Origin of the sequence: Bacillus vallismortis, assembly GCF_040784915.1 — a bacterium.
Lineage (GTDB): Bacteria > Bacillota > Bacilli > Bacillales > Bacillaceae > Bacillus > Bacillus subtilis_G.
Genome location: NZ_CP160797.1, coordinates 2,951,953 through 2,972,486 on the forward strand (window position 1 = coordinate 2,951,953; position 20,534 = coordinate 2,972,486).

At 44.5% G+C, this 20,534-nt stretch carries 16 protein-coding genes and 2 pseudogenes; 2 read left to right on the forward strand and 16 right to left on the reverse strand.

Features of this window, described 5'->3' with window-relative positions:
- Positions 1-27: 27 nt before the first annotated feature.
- Positions 28-285, forward strand: a pseudogene (locus ABZM97_RS14565) (aldo/keto reductase); the annotation flags it as partial.
- Positions 286-323: 38 nt separating this feature from the next.
- Here the strand turns inward: ABZM97_RS14565 and coaE are convergent.
- From coaE to ABZM97_RS14615, 10 genes and pseudogenes are all read right to left on the reverse strand, one after another.
- Entirely contained in the window at positions 324-917 is a 594-nt protein-coding gene (coaE, locus tag ABZM97_RS14570) for a dephospho-CoA kinase (protein WP_367386908.1), read from the reverse strand.
- A gap of 15 nt (positions 918-932) precedes the next feature.
- A pseudogene (gene ytaF / locus ABZM97_RS14575) lies at positions 933-1,583 on the reverse strand (sporulation membrane protein YtaF); the annotation flags it as partial.
- Between the two features lie 151 nt (positions 1,584-1,734).
- On the reverse strand, positions 1,735-2,562 hold the full coding sequence (gene mutM / locus ABZM97_RS14580) for a DNA-formamidopyrimidine glycosylase (RefSeq protein ID WP_253268472.1): 828 nt from the start codon (positions 2,560-2,562) through the stop codon (positions 1,735-1,737).
- Between the two features lie 22 nt (positions 2,563-2,584).
- Entirely contained in the window at positions 2,585-5,227 is a 2,643-nt protein-coding gene (gene polA, locus ABZM97_RS14585; protein WP_202326946.1) for a DNA polymerase I, read from the reverse strand.
- A 244-nt stretch (positions 5,228-5,471) separates the two neighbouring features.
- The gene (phoR, locus tag ABZM97_RS14590; RefSeq protein ID WP_367386909.1) at positions 5,472-7,211 is read right to left on the reverse strand and encodes a sensory box histidine kinase PhoR; all 1,740 of its coding nucleotides are present in this window, start codon (positions 7,209-7,211) and stop codon (positions 5,472-5,474) included.
- Positions 7,204-7,926, reverse strand: a complete 723-nt coding sequence (gene phoP / locus ABZM97_RS14595; RefSeq protein WP_087992417.1) for a two-component system response regulator PhoP — start codon at positions 7,924-7,926, stop codon at positions 7,204-7,206. Before phoP ends, phoR begins: the two co-directional genes overlap by 8 nt.
- A gap of 210 nt (positions 7,927-8,136) precedes the next feature.
- Positions 8,137-9,075, reverse strand: coding sequence for a malate dehydrogenase (mdh, locus tag ABZM97_RS14600; protein ID WP_367386910.1), 939 nt, complete (start codon positions 9,073-9,075; stop codon positions 8,137-8,139).
- 43 nt (positions 9,076-9,118) lie between these two features.
- Complete coding sequence (gene icd, locus ABZM97_RS14605; protein ID WP_087992419.1) at positions 9,119-10,390, reverse strand: NADP-dependent isocitrate dehydrogenase; 1,272 nt, start codon at positions 10,388-10,390, stop codon at positions 9,119-9,121.
- Positions 10,391-10,554: 164 nt separating this feature from the next.
- A complete protein-coding gene (citZ, locus tag ABZM97_RS14610; protein WP_087992420.1) occupies positions 10,555-11,673 on the reverse strand; it encodes a citrate synthase in 1,119 nt (372 codons plus the stop codon).
- A 333-nt stretch (positions 11,674-12,006) separates the two neighbouring features.
- Positions 12,007-12,471, reverse strand: a complete 465-nt coding sequence (locus ABZM97_RS14615; RefSeq protein ID WP_087992421.1) for a DUF441 domain-containing protein — start codon at positions 12,469-12,471, stop codon at positions 12,007-12,009.
- A gap of 95 nt (positions 12,472-12,566) precedes the next feature.
- Between ABZM97_RS14615 and ytvI the strand changes: the two genes are divergently transcribed.
- Positions 12,567-13,682 carry a sporulation integral membrane protein YtvI gene (ytvI, locus tag ABZM97_RS14620; protein WP_087992422.1) on the forward strand — a complete coding sequence of 372 codons (1,116 nt, stop codon included), beginning with the start codon at positions 12,567-12,569 and terminating at the stop codon, positions 13,680-13,682.
- Positions 13,683-13,713: 31 nt separating this feature from the next.
- On the opposite strand, the gene ABZM97_RS14625 is transcribed toward ytvI, so the two are convergent.
- From ABZM97_RS14625 to maeB, 6 genes are all read right to left on the reverse strand, one after another.
- Positions 13,714-14,097, reverse strand: a complete 384-nt coding sequence (locus ABZM97_RS14625; protein ID WP_087992423.1) for an FxsA family protein — start codon at positions 14,095-14,097, stop codon at positions 13,714-13,716.
- A 93-nt stretch (positions 14,098-14,190) separates the two neighbouring features.
- On the reverse strand, positions 14,191-15,948 hold the full coding sequence (gene pyk / locus ABZM97_RS14630; RefSeq protein WP_202326936.1) for a pyruvate kinase: 1,758 nt from the start codon (positions 15,946-15,948) through the stop codon (positions 14,191-14,193).
- Between the two features lie 42 nt (positions 15,949-15,990).
- Positions 15,991-16,950, reverse strand: coding sequence for a 6-phosphofructokinase (pfkA, locus tag ABZM97_RS14635; RefSeq protein ID WP_202326935.1), 960 nt, complete (start codon positions 16,948-16,950; stop codon positions 15,991-15,993).
- A gap of 183 nt (positions 16,951-17,133) precedes the next feature.
- Positions 17,134-18,111 (reverse strand): acetyl-CoA carboxylase carboxyl transferase subunit alpha, encoded by a 978-nt coding sequence (gene accA, locus ABZM97_RS14640; protein WP_202326934.1) that lies wholly within the window; start codon positions 18,109-18,111, stop codon positions 17,134-17,136.
- Positions 18,102-18,968, reverse strand: coding sequence for an acetyl-CoA carboxylase, carboxyltransferase subunit beta (accD, locus tag ABZM97_RS14645; RefSeq protein ID WP_087992427.1), 867 nt, complete (start codon positions 18,966-18,968; stop codon positions 18,102-18,104). The genes accA and accD overlap by 10 nt, the downstream gene beginning before the upstream one ends.
- A 336-nt stretch (positions 18,969-19,304) precedes the next feature.
- On the reverse strand, positions 19,305-20,534 hold the full coding sequence (gene maeB / locus ABZM97_RS14650) for an NADP-dependent malic enzyme (RefSeq protein ID WP_367386911.1): 1,230 nt from the start codon (positions 20,532-20,534) through the stop codon (positions 19,305-19,307).

The window sequence follows — 20,534 nt, forward strand, 5'->3', positions numbered from 1 at the left end:
ACGGCACATCACACAAAGGAGGAATATGAGATGAAGGCTTGGTCACATTTAATGCAGGGACATCTGCTTGACCACTCTGTACTGGCAGGCATCGCTCAAACATCCATTTTGCGCTGGGATCTGCAGCATGGCATCATTACGATTCCTAAATCAACGAAAGAACATCGTATGAAAGAAAATGCCAGCGTATTTGACTTTGAATTAACACAGGATGACATGAATCGCATCGATGCGCTGAATGAAAACCTGCGCGTCGGTCCTGATCCGGACAACTTTGATTTTTAATCACAAAAAACACCGTTCATATTGAACGGTGTTTTGCATTATGCCCAGCTGCTGATGGTGTCATCAAGCTGCTGCTTAGTCTCTTCGAGCGTGCCGCTGTTATCGATGACTTGATCTGCTCTTGCTGTTTTTTCCTCTAATGGCATTTGAGCGCGGATTCGGCTGACCGCTTCTTCCTTCGTCAGCTGGTTGCGATTCATCAGACGCTCAAGCTGAAACTCTTTTGTGACACTAACCACAATAATTTTATCAACTAAAGATTCCAATTTGCTTTCGAACAATAACGGGATATCTAAGACAACAAACGCTTCCTGATTTGCAATGGCTTCATCACGGCGCTTAAGCATTTCCTGCCTGACTGCGGGATGAACAATCGCATTTAAAGCAAGGCGCTTTTGTTCATTTGTAAATACCAGTGCCCCAAGCTTTTTTCTATCTATATCACCGTTTGGGAGCAGAATGTCTTCACCGAATTCGTCAATGATTTGCCGGTGGGCGGGCGTCCCTTTTTCTACCGCTTGTTTGGCGATGATATCTGCATCTATAACTGTTATTCCTTTTTCAATCAGCATATTGGCAACCGTGCTTTTGCCGCTGGCTATTCCTCCCGTTAAACCAATGACTAAGGTCAAGAGATCCACTCCTTTTTACAATTTCCAGAGCCCAATCGTGATCAGCAGAAGCCCCGGCAAAAACGCCATTTTATCAATCCATTTCCACTTAGACAGAAAATGGCCGGCGTTAATTCCGATTGATACAAACAGCGAGCTCATGATTGCCACGGCGATGCTCATCATAATCGGTGAAAAACCGAGAATGGCTGCGCCTATACCTGCTCCGAAGGCATCAATCGATAAGGCAAATCCCAATAAGACCGCCTCGATTCCATTAATCACACCCGATTTGTCGATATCCGCACTCATAGGTTTTCTCAAAATATGAATCACAATCCCTAATGACCGAACCTCTAAATTAAGCAGCGTTTTTTCATGCAATAAGTATTCTTTGTCTTTTGCCGGTTTGAAAAATTGATACAGAACCCATACACCAATTCCGACCAATATCAAACCGCCAAGCTTCTCCGTCACATATACAGGAAAAAACTTTGTAAGAAAGCTCCCGATCAGCATGGATATAAACATGACAGCACCGGAACAGCAGGCGATAACCAAAATCGCTTTAAACGGTATTTTCATTTTTCTCAATCCGTACGTAAATCCGACTGAAAAACTGTCCAAGCTGACAGCCAACGCCAGCAGCAGTATAGAAACCATTTGCATATCCGTTTCTTCCTTTCTGTTGGTGCTCTTGTATCAGATGTGAAATGCCCGGGATTCATCACAATCATGTATATGGTAAAGTGAAAAATCCGTGTTTCGAAAATGGCATCCTCTATTACAGAGTTACTGATATATGCACCGACAGCTTGGACGATGAAGCATTATGCTACTATTTTTTCTGGCACTCCGCGCAAAAATGCGTGCCCCTGCCTCCGACAACAATTTTTGAAATCATCGTTCCGCAATTTTTGCACGGCTCGTCTTTTTTTCCATACACAAAATGCTGCAGCTGGAACATTCCGATTTCCCCTTGGGAGTTGATATACGAACGGACTGTGCTGCCGCCCGCGTCAATCGCCTCTTGCAGGGTGTTTTTGATTTCAGCGTGAAGTGTTTTGATTGTTTTGTCTGACAATTCATTTGCTTTTGTCTCAGGATGGACACCCGCTCTGAAAAGAGCCTCGTCTACATAAATGTTCCCGAGTCCGACAACCGTTTTCTGATCCAACAGGGCGGTTTTGACAGCACGGTTTGTTTTGGCAAGCCGTTCTTTCAAATACACACTCGTAAATTCTTCTGCATCCGGCTCCGGCCCTAACTGAGAAAGCGGGAGCTCGCCCGCTTCCTCTCCCGGTTTAAATAAATGCATGGTCCCAAACTTCCGCACATCCCGGTAACGAAGCTGGGTTCCATCTGTCATCGTGAATATGACATGCACGTGTTTATCGTCCGGCTCCTCCGCTTGATGAAGCCCGTATTTCCCTTCCATTCGCAGGTGGGAAACCATAACATAATGATTTAAATGAAACAGTAAAAACTTTCCCCGTCTACCGATAGACTGTATCGTTTCTCCTGCTAGATTTCGCGCAAATTCCTCCGGTTCGGCAGGACGTTTGATGATATTCGGCCATCTGATCTCTACCGATTTGATTGTTTTTCCCTTTACAAGCCCGGTCAGAGTGCGCCGGACCGTTTCAACCTCTGGTAATTCCGGCACATCCATCACTTCCTATCTCTGTTTATTTCGCATCATACCAAGATGGTCCTGATGAAAAGTCCACCTTTAACGGGACATCTAATGCAAGCGCATGCTCCATCACTTCAGGAACAAGCTTTTCAAGGATTTCAATTTCTTCCTGCGGCGCTTCAAAAATCAATTCATCGTGCACTTGAAGCAGCAGTCTTGCTTTCAGCTGTTTTTCTTTCAGCTTGGCAGCCATATCAATCATGGCTTTTTTGATTATATCAGCGGCGCTACCTTGAATCGGCGTATTCATAGCCGTCCGCTCCGCAAAACTGCGGATATTAAAGTTTCGGCTCGTCAGCTCAGGAATGTAACGGCGGCGATGCATAAGCGTTGTCACGTAGCCTTTTTGCTTAGCATCCTGAACCGAGTCCTCCATGTACGCCTTTACGCCTTGGAAGCTTTCCAAATAACGGTCGATGAATGCTCCGGCTTCCTTTCGGGTAATGCCAAGGTTCTGTGACAGCCCGTAATCGCTGATGCCGTATACGATGCCAAAGTTGACCGCTTTCGCCTGGCGTCTCATCGCGGATGTCACTTCATCCTTCGCGACATGAAACACATCCATTGCCGTTTTTGTATGAATATCCATATCATTTGTGAAAGCTTCGATAAGATTTTCATCCTTTGAGATATGGGCTAGCACCCGCAGCTCGATTTGAGAATAATCAGCTGCAAAAATGAGCCAGTCTTTTTCAGACGGAACAAAAGCTTGGCGGATTTTGCGCCCTTCTTCAAGTCTGATCGGAATGTTTTGCAGATTCGGATCAGTAGAGCTGAGGCGGCCTGTTTGCGTTAAAGCCTGGTTAAACCGTGTGTGCACCTTGTGTGAATCCGGTCTCGTCACCTTTAGAAGCCCTTCAATATATGTCGATTGAAGCTTGCCAATTTGTCTGTACTGCAAAATGTAGTCGACAATATCATGCTTGTCAGCCAGCTTTTCAAGCACGTCGGCAGACGTTGAATAGCCTGTTTTCGTTTTTTTCACGACAGGCAGGCCGATCTTTTCAAACAAGATGACACCAAGCTGTTTAGGAGAATTGATATTAAACGGTTCTCCCGCAATCTCATGGATTTTTTCTTCATATTCTTTCAGCTTCGCGCCCAGTTCTTCACCCATCCGTTTTAAACGGTCAACATCAACCTTGACGCCAGTTGATTCCATTACGCCCAGAATAAGCGCAAGAGGCATTTCAAGCTCTTCAAACAGTTCAAGCTGATCGTTGTTCTCCAGCTCCTGAACGAGTTTCTCCCGAAGGCTTTGAATGGCTAACGCTTTTCTGACAAGGTGCTCAGACAGTTCGTTTTCTGACGGCACTGCCCGTTTTGCTCCTTTGCCGTAAACTGATTCATCGCTTTGAACGATATGCAAGCCGTAATCCTTAGCCACGCTTGCGACGTCGTCATATGAATTGCCGGGGTTGATGATATAAGCCGCAAGAAGCGTATCAAACTCCGCCCCTTTCAGTTCAATGCCCTGCCAGCGCAAAGCGACAACAGCCCGCTTACTGTCGAAAACCCATTTCTTCTGCTCGTCATTTTCCACCCATTCTTTAAACACCTTAGACTCCACGGCAATGTCTTTCGGAATAAAATAAGATCCCGTTTCATTTGCGATCGAAAATCCGAGAATCGGCTCTTCGTGATAATTGTCGCCAATCTGTTCAACGACAAATGCCGATGGAGAAACCAATATACCGCTTGTTACGTCTGTGACGGTTTCGACATTAATTTCTTCTAATCCCTGATCCTGCTCCGCTTCTTCACTGTCTTCCCCAAGACGTTCAAGAAGCGTGCTGAATCCAAGATCTTTAAAGATGGAAATGACCTGTTCGCGATTAAAGCCTTGATATTCCAGGCCGGAAACGGATACCTCAATCGGCGCATCCGTCATGATCGTCGCCAGCTCCTTGCTCATCAATGCCTGATCCTTAAATTCCTCAAGCTTTTCCTTCAATTTCTTTCCGCTCACCTCGTCAATGGACTCCAGCAGCTTTTCAACGGAGGCGAACTGTTTTAATAGCTTAATCGCTGTCTTTTCTCCTACGCCGGGCACACCCGGAATATTATCTGAGGAATCGCCCATCAGACCCTTCATGTCAATGATTTGTTCAGGCTTAAGCCCGTATTTCTCTTTGACGTGCTCCGGTGTGTAAAATTCAACATCGGTAATTCCTTTTCTCGTAATGGCAACTGTCGTTTTGTCTGTTGCCAGCTGAGTTAAATCCTTATCTCCTGAGAAAACCTTTACTTCAAATCCGTCTTTTTCAGCCGATTTGGCCAAAGTGCCGATAATATCATCGGCTTCGTATTGTTCCAGTTCGTAGCGGCTGATCTGATACGCATCCAGCAGCTCACGGATAAACGGCATTTGTTCGGAAAGCTCAGGCGGGGTTTTCTGTCTGCCGCCTTTATATTCTTTAAATGTGCCGTGACGAAATGTTGTTTTCCCGGCATCAAATGCAACCAGCATGTGCGTCGGTTTTTCATCCTCAAGCATCTTCATCAAAATCATCGCAAAGCCGTATACGGCATTCGTATGAACACCTTTATCATTGCTTAACAGCGGCAAGGCAAAAAACGCTCGGTAAGCCAAACTGTTTCCGTCTACAAGCACTAATTTTTTTCGTTCCGTCATTCAATATCCTCCTAAGAAGCCTCAGGCTTCCGTTCATCTCTTACATAGTCATTCGCTCCTCTTATTTTAACAAAGTTCAATTTGAAAGGAAAATGACGTGAACTAAAAGAGAAGACACAAAAAAGGACGGGAACACAAAAAGGTTCCCGCCGTCAAAATTGGCTCCTTGGATGAAGGGGTTCTACTACATCCTACCAGCATAGGTTTAACAGTGCATGAAGATATTGTTAAACCTTTGTAAACATTAGGCGGATTTTTCAGCAGCACGTTTCAGCGTCACGGTAAAGACGGTTCCCCGTCCAGGCTCGCTTGTGACATCGATTTTCCCTTCATGAGCCTCTATTAAATGCTTGACGATCGCAAGGCCTAAGCCTGTTCCGCCAGAATTCCTGCTTCTGTCTTTATCTACACGGTAAAAACGTTCGAAGATACGCGGAATTTCTTCTTTCTGAATTCCGATTCCGGAATCGGCAACTTCAATTTGAATGTTTTTTTCTCCGGGCTTTACATTGATAGCTACAGAGCCCCCCTCAGGCGTGTAGGTTAACGCATTGTTTACGAGATTAAGAAATACCTGTTTCAGCCTGTGCGGGTCACCCGATACATAGAGCGGATCTTTCGGGACATTCAGTTGTAAGGAGATGCCTTTCTCATCGGCCTTATGCTTTAGAAGCGTTTCAATTTCACTAAGCATTTTGGTCGACTCAAACTTTTCGATGCTGAGCATGAAATTTTGCTGCTCTATTTTTGAGAGATCGAGCAGATCCTGAACCAAAGACTGAAGCCTTTCGCTTTCCTTTAGAATAATAGAGAGAAACTCAGAAAGCGCCTCTTTGTCCTCCATCGCCCCGTCCAATAACGTCTCCGTAAACCCTTTAATAGACGTAATCGGCGTTTTCAGCTCATGAGATACATTGGCCACAAAATCCTTTCTCATCTGCTCTAATTTCTTGGTCTCCGTCATGTCATGGAAAACGAGCACAATTCCTTTCCATTCATCGTCCGGTCCCATAATCGGAACGCCGTCAACCTCAAAATAACGCCGTTCAATCTTGATCGTAAGCCTTAACAGCTTGCATTTCTTTGTCTCCGTCATAAAAATGTCTTCGACAAGCTGGATCACTTCTTCATGTTCAAATGCATCATGATAAAGACGGCGCATCATCTGATTCGGATTGATATGGAACTGCTTGGCGTAAGACCTGTTCACGAGATTGATAAAACCTCTTCCATCAATCATAATCAGCCCGGAGCCAATATTTTCAATGACTGTTAACAGCCGGTCTCGCTGCATTTCTTGCGTTCTCGTCATTTCCATCAGATCAACGGCAAGGCTGTTCATCGCACGGCCGAGCTTATCAGAGCGCCTGATATAGCCGCCGTACGTTCTGGCATCGTAGTTTCCCTTGGACAATTCTGTTGCTACATTTGTCGCTGCTTCAATTGATCTTTTGTAACGTGAGGTCATGCTGGAATAAAAATAAATAATGACGATAAATGCGGTACAAAGACTGGCCGTCAGCATCCCCCACATTTCGCCTTTCAAGCCGTAGCTTTTTTCAGAGGCAGAAAGCAGCACATATCCTGTTTTTTCACCTTCGCTTCTAAGCGAAAGTCCGTAATAAAGCTTGTTATTTGCTTTTGAAAGAACACCCTCATGGCCAGAAACAAGCGCCTGCACCTTTTGAGAATCTGCCGCTACCCCGTTTGACCCGTACAGCACCTTGCCGTCTGTATCGATAACGGATGCGCTCACATCGAGCGCGCCGCCTGCATCTTTAATGATTTTCTTATTTTCTTGATCATTCAGATTGCCGGCATCAAGAAGCGAAGCCATGTATTTGGCTTCTTTTTCAATGTGTTCCTCTGCTTTCCTTTGACCAGTTGTTTCAAAGAGCTGCTGCAAAAACAGCCCGAGGACACTAAACACCAGAATCATACAGACTACAAGTACAGAAAAAAGGCGCACACGGTATTTATTCATTCATTTTTGGCTCCTCCAGTTTATAGCCCAATCCCCTAATCGTTTTGATATAGATCGGTTTTTTTGTATTGCTTTCAATTTTGTCGCGGAGATGGCTGATATGCACATCAACAATTCTCGTATCTCCGGCAAAATCATAATTCCAGACAGCGCTCAGCAGCAAATCTCTCGTCAGCACTCTGCCTTTATGTCTGCCCAAATACAGCAGCAGTTCGAACTCTTTCGGTGTCAGCTCAAGCTGATTGTCTTTAAAGTACGCTTCATAATGATCAGGCAGAATTTTCAGTTCGCCAATGACGATCTGGCCTTCCATTTCATCATTCTTCATTTCACTAGAGGGCGCAGCCATTTCGGAACGCCTTAAAATCGCTTTAACTCTTGCATTCACTTCCCTTGGACTGAACGGCTTGGTCATATAATCATCAGCACCGAGCTCGAGTCCTAATACTTTGTCGAATTCCTCATCCTTCGCTGTCAGCATTAGAATCGGAAACATCAGTTTTTGCTGTCTAAGCTGCTTGCACACTTCGATTCCGTCCAGTTTTGGAAGCATCACATCCAGCACAATCAAATCAGGCTTCTCTGTTTCCGCTTTTTTGAGTGCTTCTTCCCCGTCCGAGGCGGTAATGACATCATAGCCTGACCGTTCCAAATTGTACTGCAAAAGAGTAACAATAGATTCTTCATCATCCACAACTAAAATTTTCTTGTTCATGCTGTGCCTCCAGTATTAAATTCCCCGACATCCTATTTCTCTATTTTATGTCATCTTAACATGTTTCATGATTTTATTTTAGCGAAAGCAGGATATTCCGGCAATTCGCCTTTTATATCATTTTTAAACGAAATAAAGAATTTTCTGATAACGCTTACATTTATAACAAAAAGAGAAAGGCTCTATCAAGCAAGCCTTTCTCTCTTTTTACTATGATAATACTTTCATGACATTTTTGACAGATTCAACTGATTGATTCAGCTGTGCTCTTTCATAATCTGTCAGTTCAAGTTCAATAATTTGCTCAAGACCGTTGCCGCCTACAATTGTAGGAACACCAAGGTAGATGCCTTCATAGCCGTATTCTCCTTCAAGATAAGCAATTGTAGGAAGGACGCGGCGCTGATCTTTCAAGATCGCTTCGACCATTTCTGCCAGAGAAGCCGCAGGCGCATAGTACGCGCTTCCGTTTCCAAGAAGATTCACGATTTCGCCTCCGCCTTTTCTTGTGCGCTCCACAATGGCGTCAATCCGTTCTTTCGGGATAAGAGTTTCAAGCGGGATACCGCCGGCATAAGAATAACGCACAAGCGGCACCATATCGTCACCGTGTCCGCCAAGAACGAAACCTGTCACGTCTTTGACTGATAGGTTTAATTCTTCTGCCACAAATGTTCTGAATCTTGCCGTATCAAGCACACCGGACTGGCCGATGACGCGCTCTTTAGGGAAACCTGATTCTTTGTACACCGCGTATGTCATTGCATCAACAGGATTTGTCAGCACCACAATGATAGACTCAGGAGAATATTTCACGATTTCTCGTGTAACGCTTCTCATAATTTTTTCGTTTGTAGAGACTAGATCATCTCTGCTCATACCAGGTTTTCTAGCGATACCTGCTGTAATGACAATAATGTCAGAACCCGCTGTATCCTCATAATTGGATGTTCCAGTAACTTTCGCGTCAAAGCCTTGAACAGGGCTTGCTTCAAGCATATCAAGCGCTTTTCCCTTTGTCGGGTTCTCCAATTGCGGAATATCAACAAGCACAACGTCTGCCAATTCTTTTTGAGCGATTAAAAATGCGGTTGTCGCTCCGGTAAAACCTGCTCCGATAACAGAAACTTTTTTACGAGTATTTCCCATGTCTCTCTTCTCCTTTATGGCTAATTTTAGGCTGTTTCCTTGCTTAGTCCATGTTTTTAATCAGTTCTTCACCGAACTCTGAACATTTCACTTCAGTCGCACCGTCCATTAATCTGGCAAAATCGTAAGTTACGACTTTAGAAGCGATTGTGTTTTCCATAGATTTGATAACCAAATCAGCCGCTTCATTCCATCCTAAATGCTCAAGAAGCAGAACGCCTGAAAGAATAACTGAAGATGGGTTTACTTTATCAAGGCCCGCATATTTAGGAGCCGTTCCGTGCGTCGCCTCAAAAATCGCATGTCCTGTTTCATAGTTAATGTTTGCTCCAGGTGCAATACCGATTCCGCCGACTTGTGCAGCAAGAGCGTCAGAAATATAGTCTCCGTTAAGGTTCATTGTCGCAACAACATCAAATTCGCTTGGACGTGTTAGGATCTGCTGAAGGAAAATATCAGCGATGCTGTCTTTGATAATGATTTTGCCTGCTGCTTCTGCTTCGCTTTGCGCTTTATTAGCGGCATCTTTTCCGTCTTTTTCAGCAATGCGGTCATATTCAGCCCATGTGAAGACTTTATCGCCATACTCTCTCTCTGCAAGTTCATAGCCCCAGTTTTTGAAGGCGCCTTCTGTGAACTTCATGATGTTTCCTTTGTGAACAAGCGTTACAGACTTGCGGCCGCGCTCGATCGCATAATCAATTGCTGCTCTGACCAACCGGCTTGTTCCTTCTTCAGAAACAGGCTTAATGCCGATACCTGATGTCTCAGGGAAACGGATTTTGTTGACGTTTAACTCATTTTGCAAGAAGCTGATGAGCTTTTGCACTTCTTCAGAACCTTTTGCGTACTCGATGCCTGCGTAAATATCTTCTGTATTTTCACGGAAGATGACCATATCAGTATCTTCAGGGCGTTTTACCGGTGACGGCACCCCGTTAAAGTATCTTACAGGTCTTAAGCAGACGAATAGGTCAAGCTCTTGTCTGAGCGCTACGTTCAAAGAGCGGATACCGCCGCCGACAGGTGTCGTTAACGGCCCTTTAATCGCGATGAAATATTCACGGATAACATCTAATGTTTCAGCTGGCAGCCACTCACCTGTTTTATTATAAGCCTTTTCTCCGGCATAAACTTCTTTCCACGTGATTTTCTTTTCGCCTTTGTATGCTTTTTCAACTGCTGCTTCCAAAACCTTTGAAGCAGCGTTCCAAATATCAGGACCGATTCCGTCTCCTTCGATAAACGGGATAATCGGATTGTTTGGTACGTTTAATACTCCGTTAGAGACTGTAATTTTTTCACCTTGTGCCACAATAAAAACCTCCCAGTATGTAATTCATATTTAGAAAACATTTTATTTTTCTTCTATAAAAAACAAAATGATTTTTCCCAATATTCAATTTAAATTGTAAACCACTTTTGCTGTTCTGAACAAGAGGCTAACTTCATTAACGCAAGCCAGCCTCCAATGGTTCTTTAGGCTCTTTCTTCAACCGGAACGAAAGTTTGTTTGTCAGGGCCTGTGTAATCTGCGCGCGGGCGGATCAGACGGTTGTTGTCATACTGCTCAAGAATATGAGCGATCCAGCCGGACATTCTGCTTACAGCAAAAATGGGTGTAAACAAATCATGGTCAATGCCGAGGCTGTGGTAAACAGAAGCCGAATAGAAATCAACGTTAGGCGGCAGCTTTTTCTCTGATGTGACGATCTCTTCTATACGAATCGACATCTCATACCATTTGCTTTCGCCTGTCAGGTTGGTCAGTCGCTTGCTCATTTCTTTTAAATGTTTGGCGCGCGGATCGCCATGCTTATAAACGCGATGGCCGAACCCCATTATTTTTTCTTTCTTTTCCATCTTGGTGCGAACGTAAGGTTCTGCATTCTCCACTTCGCCGATCTCTGTCAGCATTTTCATGACAGCTTCGTTTGCACCGCCATGAAGCGGCCCCTTAAGTGCGCCGATCGCTGCAGTAATTCCTGAATAGATATCCGAAAGTGTTGCAACGCAGACCCTCGCTGTAAACGTTGACGCGTTCAGCTCGTGATCGGCATGTAAAATCAGTGCTTTGTTGAAGGCTTCGATCTCAATCGGCGAAGGCTCTTCTCCATTTAATGTGTAGAGAAAATTCTCGGCAATGCCGTAGTCTTCTCTTGGCTCAACGGGTTCAAGACCCTTGCGGATTCTGGAAAACGCTGCGACCAAACCAGGCACCTTTGCCTGAAGGCGGATCGCCTTTCTGTAGTTGGCTTCCGGGTTCATGGTATCAGCCTCGCTGTCAAACAGGCCTAGTAAAGAAATCGCTGTCCGAAGAGCAGCCATGGGATGAACATTTTCGAGGGAATAAGATTTGAAGTGCTCAATAATTTCTTGCGGAACGGCAGCTTCTTTTGCTAACTGCTGTTTTAACTCATCAAGCTCTTTTTTGTTTGGCAGCCTTAAGTGCCAAAGTAAGTAAATGATTTCTTCAAAGCTTGCATTCTCTGTCAAATCATCGATATCATACCCCACATATGTAAGGGTATCATCAATAATAGAACTCACAGATGATGTTGTTGCTACAACCCCTTCAAGACCGCGTGTCGCTGTCATATATAACATCCCCTTTTCAATAAATTTCCCCTTTAAGAGTGTTGTAAAAACATGAGGCTAACTTAAAAAGCATGGTGTAAGTATTTCTCCCCCCAAAAAAGAAAATGCTTACATTTTAATGCCTGCTGGTACTGAAACCGCTTGCTTATGAAAGACCATAACAAATTCTTATAAGCTTATTTAAGTTTATGCCTATTCTCATTATAAACAATAATCAGACATTTGTTAAATGTTTACCTATAATTTTTTTTTTCATTCTGTGATTTCCCCGAAAAAACGCCTTTATTTGCGGGTTTTTGCATATAAAAAAAAGCGGCTTTCGGGCCGCTTTTTTCATGAAGAGAACAGTTTTACAATCTGCATGGCAATATAAGCAATCCCCGCTCCGATCAGCGGTCCCACCGCCACACCGCCAAAAAGCGCGACTGCGAGAATGGTCCCGATCACGAGAGCAGTTGTAATATGCGGGTCATTTTCCAGCAGAGTCAGACCGTTTTTGGCAATCAGCGCCACTGCGATTCCCGCTCCCAAGGCGATCCATGCATATGAAGACCGCATTGCTTCTCCAAGCTGCTTGAACCCGATTTCACCCGTCGCAATCGGAACAAGAACGGCGATGGTAATAACGGTCACACCCCAGTTAATGCCTTTTGACTGGATGGTTGGTAATAATTTCTGATCAAGTCCAACGATTTTGATAATCAAAAGGACGGATACAGCAAAAAGCAATGATTGATTTTTTGCGATAAGTGCGATAGCCAAGAGTAAAATTAAAAATAAATTCGCTTGTGTAAACACATGCCATCCCTCCTTTAAGATGTATGTATTCATATTCAGCCGGAGCGTGAATATATATATAAATAGGACATGCTGACGGGAGGAGGACCGTTTTCGTGAACCAATCTTATATCACTATTTTCTTCAGAACCCTCTTTGTCATATCAATTACCGCAGGATCGATAGCTGCGGCCTATTATTCGTTTCCGTTAACTTATCCGTTCCTGATCGCCCTTATTCTTTCATCAGCGATTCATCCTGTTGTCGATTATTTGGACAAAGTGACAGGATTCCCGCGAACGATAAATGTTCTGGGCGTGCTTGCTTTTTTTCTGCTCGCAGCTTTTGGTGTACTCACCATTCTGGTAGCCGAAATCGTCACGGGAACAGCCTATCTTGCAAAAACGCTGCCTCCGCATATCAGCACGTTTATCTCATATTGCGAAAAATTGTTTACGACTCATATCCAGCCGCTCTATAACGAACTGACCCTTTTGTTTCAAGAATTGGAGACCAATCAGCAGGCTTCCATCGTCACTCATATTCAGACACTCGGTGATTCCGCGGCTAAAAATGCCGGACTGCTGCTGTCCCACATATTAGAAATGATTCCGAGATTTTTCGGACTTCTTCCAAATACAGCGGCTGTTCTCGTTTTTTCTCTTTTGGCAACTTTTTTTATGACAAAGGATTGGCACAAGCTGAAAACCATGTTCGTTTCGATTCTGCCGGATCGGGTTACAGCCAACAGCAGAGCGATCAGCAATGAATTAAAAAAAGCAATGACCGGTTTTATCAAAGCGCAGGCCGTTCTCGTTTTCATTACGATGATCATTGTATTTATCGGCCTTGCTCTCTTAAAAGTTGAACATGGCGCAACAATTGCTTTTTTAATAGGACTTGTTGATCTTCTCCCTTATTTGGGGGCGGGCTCCGTATTTGTGCCGTGGATTTTGTATTTATCGATTACAGGCCAGCTGCCTCAGGCAATCGGAATCGGCATACTGTACCTTGTTGTTCTTATTCAGCGGCAGCTGACAGAACCTAAAATACTTAGTAAATCAATCGGGATCGATCCGCTGGCAACGCTCATCGCCCTGTTTGCCGGTTTTAAATTATTCGGGTTTTTAGGACTCATTGCCGGGCCGGCTCTTCTCGTCATGATCCAGGCTTTCATCACAACAGGCACATTAAAGGAAATATGGTCCTATATCACCGTTCAGCAAAAATAAAACAGCAGCCCATATTTATGGCTGCCGTTTTTTATTTGATGATGATCCGTTTGTTCTTCGACATTCCTCTCAGCCACTTGAACAGAATCGGCTTACACCAGCTGCGGGTAAGCGGGATAAGCAAACAGGCGCCGGCCAAATCTGATAAAAAGCCCGGAAGCATCAGCAAAAGACCGCCAATGAAAATGCACAGGCCGTCAGCAATCGCTTCCCCCGGCATCTGGCCATATTGAAGATCACGCTGAACCTTGTAATACACTTCGGTTCCTTGTTTTTTTGCAGCTGCTGCGCCGATAATGCCTGTCAGAATCATTAAAAAGACCGTCGGCAAAATGCCGATCAGCTTGCCTGAAAATAGGAATATCCCGATTTCTAATGCCGGAAACACAATAAAAAGCAAAAATAAAAATCTCATATCCGGGCCCCCCACACGTGTAACACACCTCTGTTCAACATAAGGCAAGATAAAGAGAAAAGGAAGGGATTCCCCTTCCGTGTTCATCTGTGACTAAAGAACGCTCGCACGGCCTTGGTAGACTGCGCCTCTGGATGCGTCAACTGTAATATCCTGGCCGTCTGTTAAAGTAGATGTCGCATTTTCCAGCCCAACGATAACCGGAATGCCGAGGCTTAATCCGACTACCGCAGCATGGCTTGTCAAGCCGCCTTCTTCTGTAATAAGAGCAGACGCTTTTTCAAGAGATGCAATCATATCACGGTCAGTGCTTTTTGTAACAAGTACCGCACCGTCAGTCATTTTTTGCTCAGCTTCTTTTGCATTTTGTGCAATGACAACCGGACCGAAAGCTGATTTGCGTCCGATGCCTTGGCCTTTAGCGATGATATCGCCGACAGTGTATACTTTCATTAAGTTCGTCGTGCCAGACTCACCGACAGTGCCTGCTGTAATGACGATCAGATCGCCATTTTTTACAAGTCCGCTGTTCAATGATTTTTGGACAGCATCCTCAAGCATCTCATCTGTTGAGTTCGCATTTTGGCCGCTTTCCGCGAATACGCCAGATACGAGCGCAAGTTTTCTGGAAACAGAATCATTTACAGTAACCGCAATAACCGGCGCCTGCGGACGGTATTTCGCGATCATGCGCGCAGTATGGCCGCTTTCAGTCGGCGTGACAATCGCAGCTGCCTCCAGATTGATCGCCGTGTGCGCGACAGATTGTCCAATTGCGTCTGTTATCGTCATGCCTACTTGATCTCTGCGTTTTGAAAGAATTTCTTTATAATTTAAAGCTTCTTCAGAACGAGACGCGATGTTGTGCATGGTTTGAACCGCCTCAACCGGATAGCTTCCGGCAGCTGTTTCACCAGAAAGCATGATCGCATCTGAGCCGTCGAAGATCGCGTTTGCAACGTCACTTGCTTCCGCACGGGTCGGACGCGGGTTGCGCTGCATGCTGTCAAGCATTTGTGTCGCTGTAATAACAGGCTTTCCAAGCGCGTTGCACTTTTTAATCAGGTCTTTTTGCACAAGCGGCACTTCTTCAGCTGGGATTTCCACACCTAAGTCTCCGCGTGCAACCATTAAGCCGTCAGACACTTCAAGAATAGAATCAATGTTGTCAACGCCCTCTTGGTTTTCGATTTTAGGGATGATTTGAATATCCTGAGCATTGTGCTCTTCTAGAAGCTCACGGATTTCAAGCACGTCCGTAGAACGGCGTACGAAAGACGCTGCGATAAAGTCTACTCCTTGCTCAATACCGAAAACGATGTCTCGTGCATCTTTTTCAGTGATACCAGGAAGGTTGACACTTACGCCCGGCACGTTAACACCTTTTTTATTTTTGAGTGTTCCGTTGTTTAATACTTTTGTTTTGATTTCGCGTTTAGCGGCATCAACATCAAGTACTTCAAGGCCGATAAGTCCGTCATCTAACAGAATCGTTGAACCTTGTCCAACGTCATCGACTAAACCTTCATATGACACTGAAATTTTGTCTGTTGTCCCTACAACCTCGTCCATTGAAACGATAAGCTCTTTGCCTGTTTCAAGCTCAATGCCGCCGTTTTCCATCGTATGTGTGCGGATTTCCGGACCTTTTGTATCAAGCAGGATACCAACGTTTTTGCCAAGTTTTTTGCTTGCTTCACGGATATTTTTAATTCTTGCGCCGTGCTCCTCAAAATCTCCGTGAGAAAAGTTCAAACGAGCCACGTTCATTCCTGACTCCATTAATTTCGTAAGCATTTCAATACTTTCACTTGCCGGACCGATGGTACAAACAATTTTAGTTTTTCTCATTTGGTTCACTTCCTTCTGAAATCTTCAGCCTTCAGCTGCACATTAAATAGACAGTTCTTTTGAAAGCTGATACATGTTTTGCTCTACTGTGTGTTTTGTATTCAGTATTTCTATAATATCATGGTCTACAAGCTTATTGTTTTGTATACCCACACAGCGTCCGCCTTTTCCTTCAAGCAGCAGTTCAACTGCATATGCGCCAAGACGGCTTGCCAGCACGCGGTCAGCAGCGCTCGGAGAACCTCCGCGCTGAATATGGCCCAATACAGATACCCTAGTTTCAAGATTTGTTTCTTCTTCAATGCGTTTTCCGAATTCAACACCGCTGCCTACACCTTCGGCAACAATAATAATACTGTGCTTCTTGCCGCGTTCGTGGCCGCGTTTTAAGCGGCCAATGATTTCGTGCATGTCGTAGTCTGCCTCAGGGATCAGGATTGATTCCGCGCCCCCTGCAAGGCCGGCCCACAATGCAATATCACCGGCATGGCGGCCCATTACTTCAATCACATATGTACGTTCATGAGAAGTCGCTGTATCGCGGATCTTATCAATTGCGTCAATTACTGTATTTAAAGCTGTATCGAAACCGATTGTAAAATCAGTACCCGGAATGTCATTATCAATTGTACCCGGTACACCTACACATGGAAACCCATGTTCCGTCAATTTTTTTGCACCCATATAGGAACCGTCTCCGCCGATGACAACAAGACCTTCAATACCAAGCTTCTTCAAGTTCTCTATCCCTTTTTCACGGCCTTCAACCGTTTTGAATTCAGGACATCTTGCCGTATAAAGCTTTGTTCCTCCGCGATGTATAATATCGCCTACAGATCCGAGTTCAAGCTTTTCAATCTTTCCGCCGATCAATCCTGCGTATCCGTTGTAAATGCCGTAAACTTCAACGTCATGATAAATCGCTTTTCTGACTACTGCGCGAACTGCTGCGTTCATTCCCGGGGAATCCCCGCCGCTCGTTAATACCCCTATACGTTTCATTCTCCATTCACCTCAGCAACATATATGATTAAACATAACATGATCATTGCCCTAAAAACAATGAAAAGGGATCTCCATCCTCCCTATGAAACCTTACCTATTATACAATTAAATAAATTGTTTTTAAATAAAATTTAAAGAATGTCACAAAAAATAAACGTGAGCCAAAGGCTTCACGTTTATTTAGTTTACCCCGATATATTGGTCTTCATTCGAGACTTTGCCAATTGCTTTATATTTTTCATAGCGTTGCTGAACTAATTCTTCTTCATCCAGCTTCAGCAACGTTTTTAGCGATTGCTTAAGGGTTTCGTCCATATAGCTTGCCTGCAGCTTAACATCGTGGTGCGCTCCGCCTTTTACTTCTTTTATCATATGATCTATAATACCTAATTCTTTTAAATCCGGCGCAGTGATTTTCATTGTTTCTGCTGCTTTTTTAGCAAGACTGGAGTCCTTCCATAAAAGTGCCGCGGCACCTTCCGGAGAAATAACAGAATAAGTAGAGTTTTCCAGCATATGCAAGTGGTTGCCAACACCGAGACCAAGGGCTCCGCCGCTTCCGCCTTCACCGATGACGATGCAGATAACAGGCACTCGAAGGCCGGCCATCTCAAAGAGATTTTTGGCAATGGCTTCGCTTTGTCCTCTTTCTTCCGCTGCTCGTCCAGGGTATGCTCCCTTCGTATCAATAAAACAAATAATCGGTCTGTTGAATTTGTCAGCCTGCTTCATGAGACGAAGCGCTTTTCGGTAGCCTTCAGGATGCGGCATCCCAAAATTACGGACAAGGTTTTCCTTCGTGTCTTTACCGCGCTGATGCCCGATTACCGTTACAGGAAGGCCATGGAACTTCGCAATGCCGCCGACAATGGCTTCATCGTCTCCGTAAGCTCTGTCTCCGTGACATTCAAAAAAGCCGGTAAACAGGTGTTCAATATAATCAAGCGTTGTCGGACGGTCCGGCAGACGCGCGATTTGAACACGGTCCCAAGGCTTCAGATTTTTGTAGATTTCATCCTGAAGATTAGCGAGACGGTCTTCGAGCCGTTCAATTTCCGCACTCAGATCCATATCTGAATCCTGGGTGAATTTTTTCAATTCAGCGATTTTCGTTTGCAGTTCAATCACCGGTTTTTCAAATTCTAATCTTACAGCCACTCAAAGTCACCTCCCGCTTGATGCATATCCAGCAGATTTTCTAACGTTTGTTTCATGTCTTGGCGGTGAATAACCGCATCAAGCTGTCCATGTTTTAATAAAAACTCTGCCGTTTGGAAGTCCTCAGGCAATTTTTCACCTATTGTCTGTTCAATAATCCGTCTTCCTGCAAAACCGATCAGCGCGCCAGGCTCAGCAAAATTATAATCGCCGAGTGAAGCAAAGCTAGCCGATACGCCTCCGGTAGTCGGATGGGTCATAATTGAAATAATGAGGCCCTGTTCTTCACTGAACAGTTTTAAGGCAGAGCTTGTCTTAGCCATTTGCATCAAACTTAATACGCCTTCCTGCATTCTCGCACCGCCTGAAGCCGTAAAAATAATAAACGGAACTTTATCAGCTTTTGCTTTTTCAATCGCAAGCGTGATTTTTTCACCGACGACTGAACCCATGCTGCCCATTCTGAATGAAGAATCCATGACGGCGACAACAGCCGGGTATCCGCCAATGGCGCCCTTGCCCGTCACAACAGCCTCGTTTAAGGATGTTTTCTCGCGGTCTTTTTCAAGCTTTTCCAGATATCCCGGGAAACCTAGCGGGTTTTCTGATAACATTCCCTGGTTAAATTCCTCAAAGGATTGTTCATCCATCAAGCTTTCGACACGCTGTTTTGCGTTCATCGGGAAATGATAATCGCAGTTCATGCATACCCGCATATTTTTATCCAACTCTTTAGTGAGCATGATTTTTTTACACTTAGGACATTTTGTCATAATGCCTTCCGGAACGTCGTGCTTCGCTTGCTCAGACGGTACGGAAGCATACTTTTTCTTTTTCGTGAATATATCCTTTAACACATGATTACCTCCCTTTTGTGAAGGGTTCTCTTCACCGCATGTCATCAAACAGATAGACTTGCTAATAACTTTACCGAAACTATTGTACTTTTTTTGTCAAACGCTGTCATCCTCAATTCGACAACTTTTTATTCAATGACGCAGTCGGGACGACTCGTATGAGATCAGATAAGACGTTGAACTGACAAGGTTGGTAACGCATTCAAAAATAATGTTAAACCCGGATGAAATTTTTTTAAGTCCAGCCCCTAAAAAAATTTCAGCCGCCAGTTTAACTTGAGAACAGCGCGCCGGTCTCGTCCAACGCGCTGCCATTTTTGGAATGAATTAAAATGATTAACCAATAATCGTAAGTTTTCTCGTTTTTTCAGCAACTTCCTCAGGGTCAACAGTGATTCTTGCGACACCTGTTTCCATCGCCGCTTTAGCGACAGCCTTCGCAACAGCAGGTGCAACCCGTTTATCAAACGGGGCAGGGATAACGTAGTCTGCGCTAAGCTCATCTTCTGAAACCAATGAAGCAATAGCTTCAACAGCTGCGATTTTCATTTGTTCGTTAATGTGAGTGGCGCGAACGTCAAGCGCTCCGCGGAAAATACCAGGGAATGCAAGAACATTGTTTACTTGGTTCGGGAAGTCAGAACGGCCCGTTCCAATAACGCTTGCGCCAGCTTCACGCGCATCTTCCGGCATAATTTCCGGATTGGGATTTGCCATCGCAAAGATAATCGGATCTTTTGCCATGCTTTGCACCATTTCTTTTGTTAACGCTCCTGCTACAGATACGCCGATAAATACGTCAGCATCAGCGATGACATCTTTCAGAGAACCGTCTTTGCGGTCTTGGTTTGTGAATTTCGCCACTTCGTTTTTGACATCGTTCATGCCTTCCGGACGCCCTTCATAAATCGCTCCTTTTGAATCGCACATCACGATGTCACGTACGCCGTAATGGTGAAGGAGCTTGATAATCGCAATACCAGCCGCACCGGCGCCATTTGCGACAACTTTAATGGATGACATTGATTTTCCAGACAGTTTCAGCGCATTTACAAGACCTGCTACCGTTACAATGGCAGTACCGTGCTGATCATCATGGAAAACCGGGATGTTTGTTTCCTTTTTAAGGCGCTCTTCAATGATAAAGCAGTTTGGCGCTGCGATATCTTCAAGGTTGACACCGCCAAATGTCGGTTCAAGCAATTTAACAGTTTCCACGATCTTATCAACATCGGTTGTGTTTAAAGCAATCGGGAACGCGTCTACGCCTGCAAAGCTTTTGAATAGAACAGCTTTCCCTTCCATAACAGGAAGCGCGGCTTCAGGGCCGATATTTCCAAGGCCAAGAACAGCTGTACCGTCAGTCACAACTGCTACCATGTTCCCCTTCATTGTATAATCATATACTTTGTTAATGTCTTCATGAATATCCTTACACGGTTCTGCAACACCCGGAGAATACGCAAGGCTTAAATCTTTCGCGTTTCTGACTTCTACTTTCGATTTAGACTCCAGTTTCCCCTGATTGACTTTATGCAGGTGTAATGCTTCTTCTCTTAATGACAT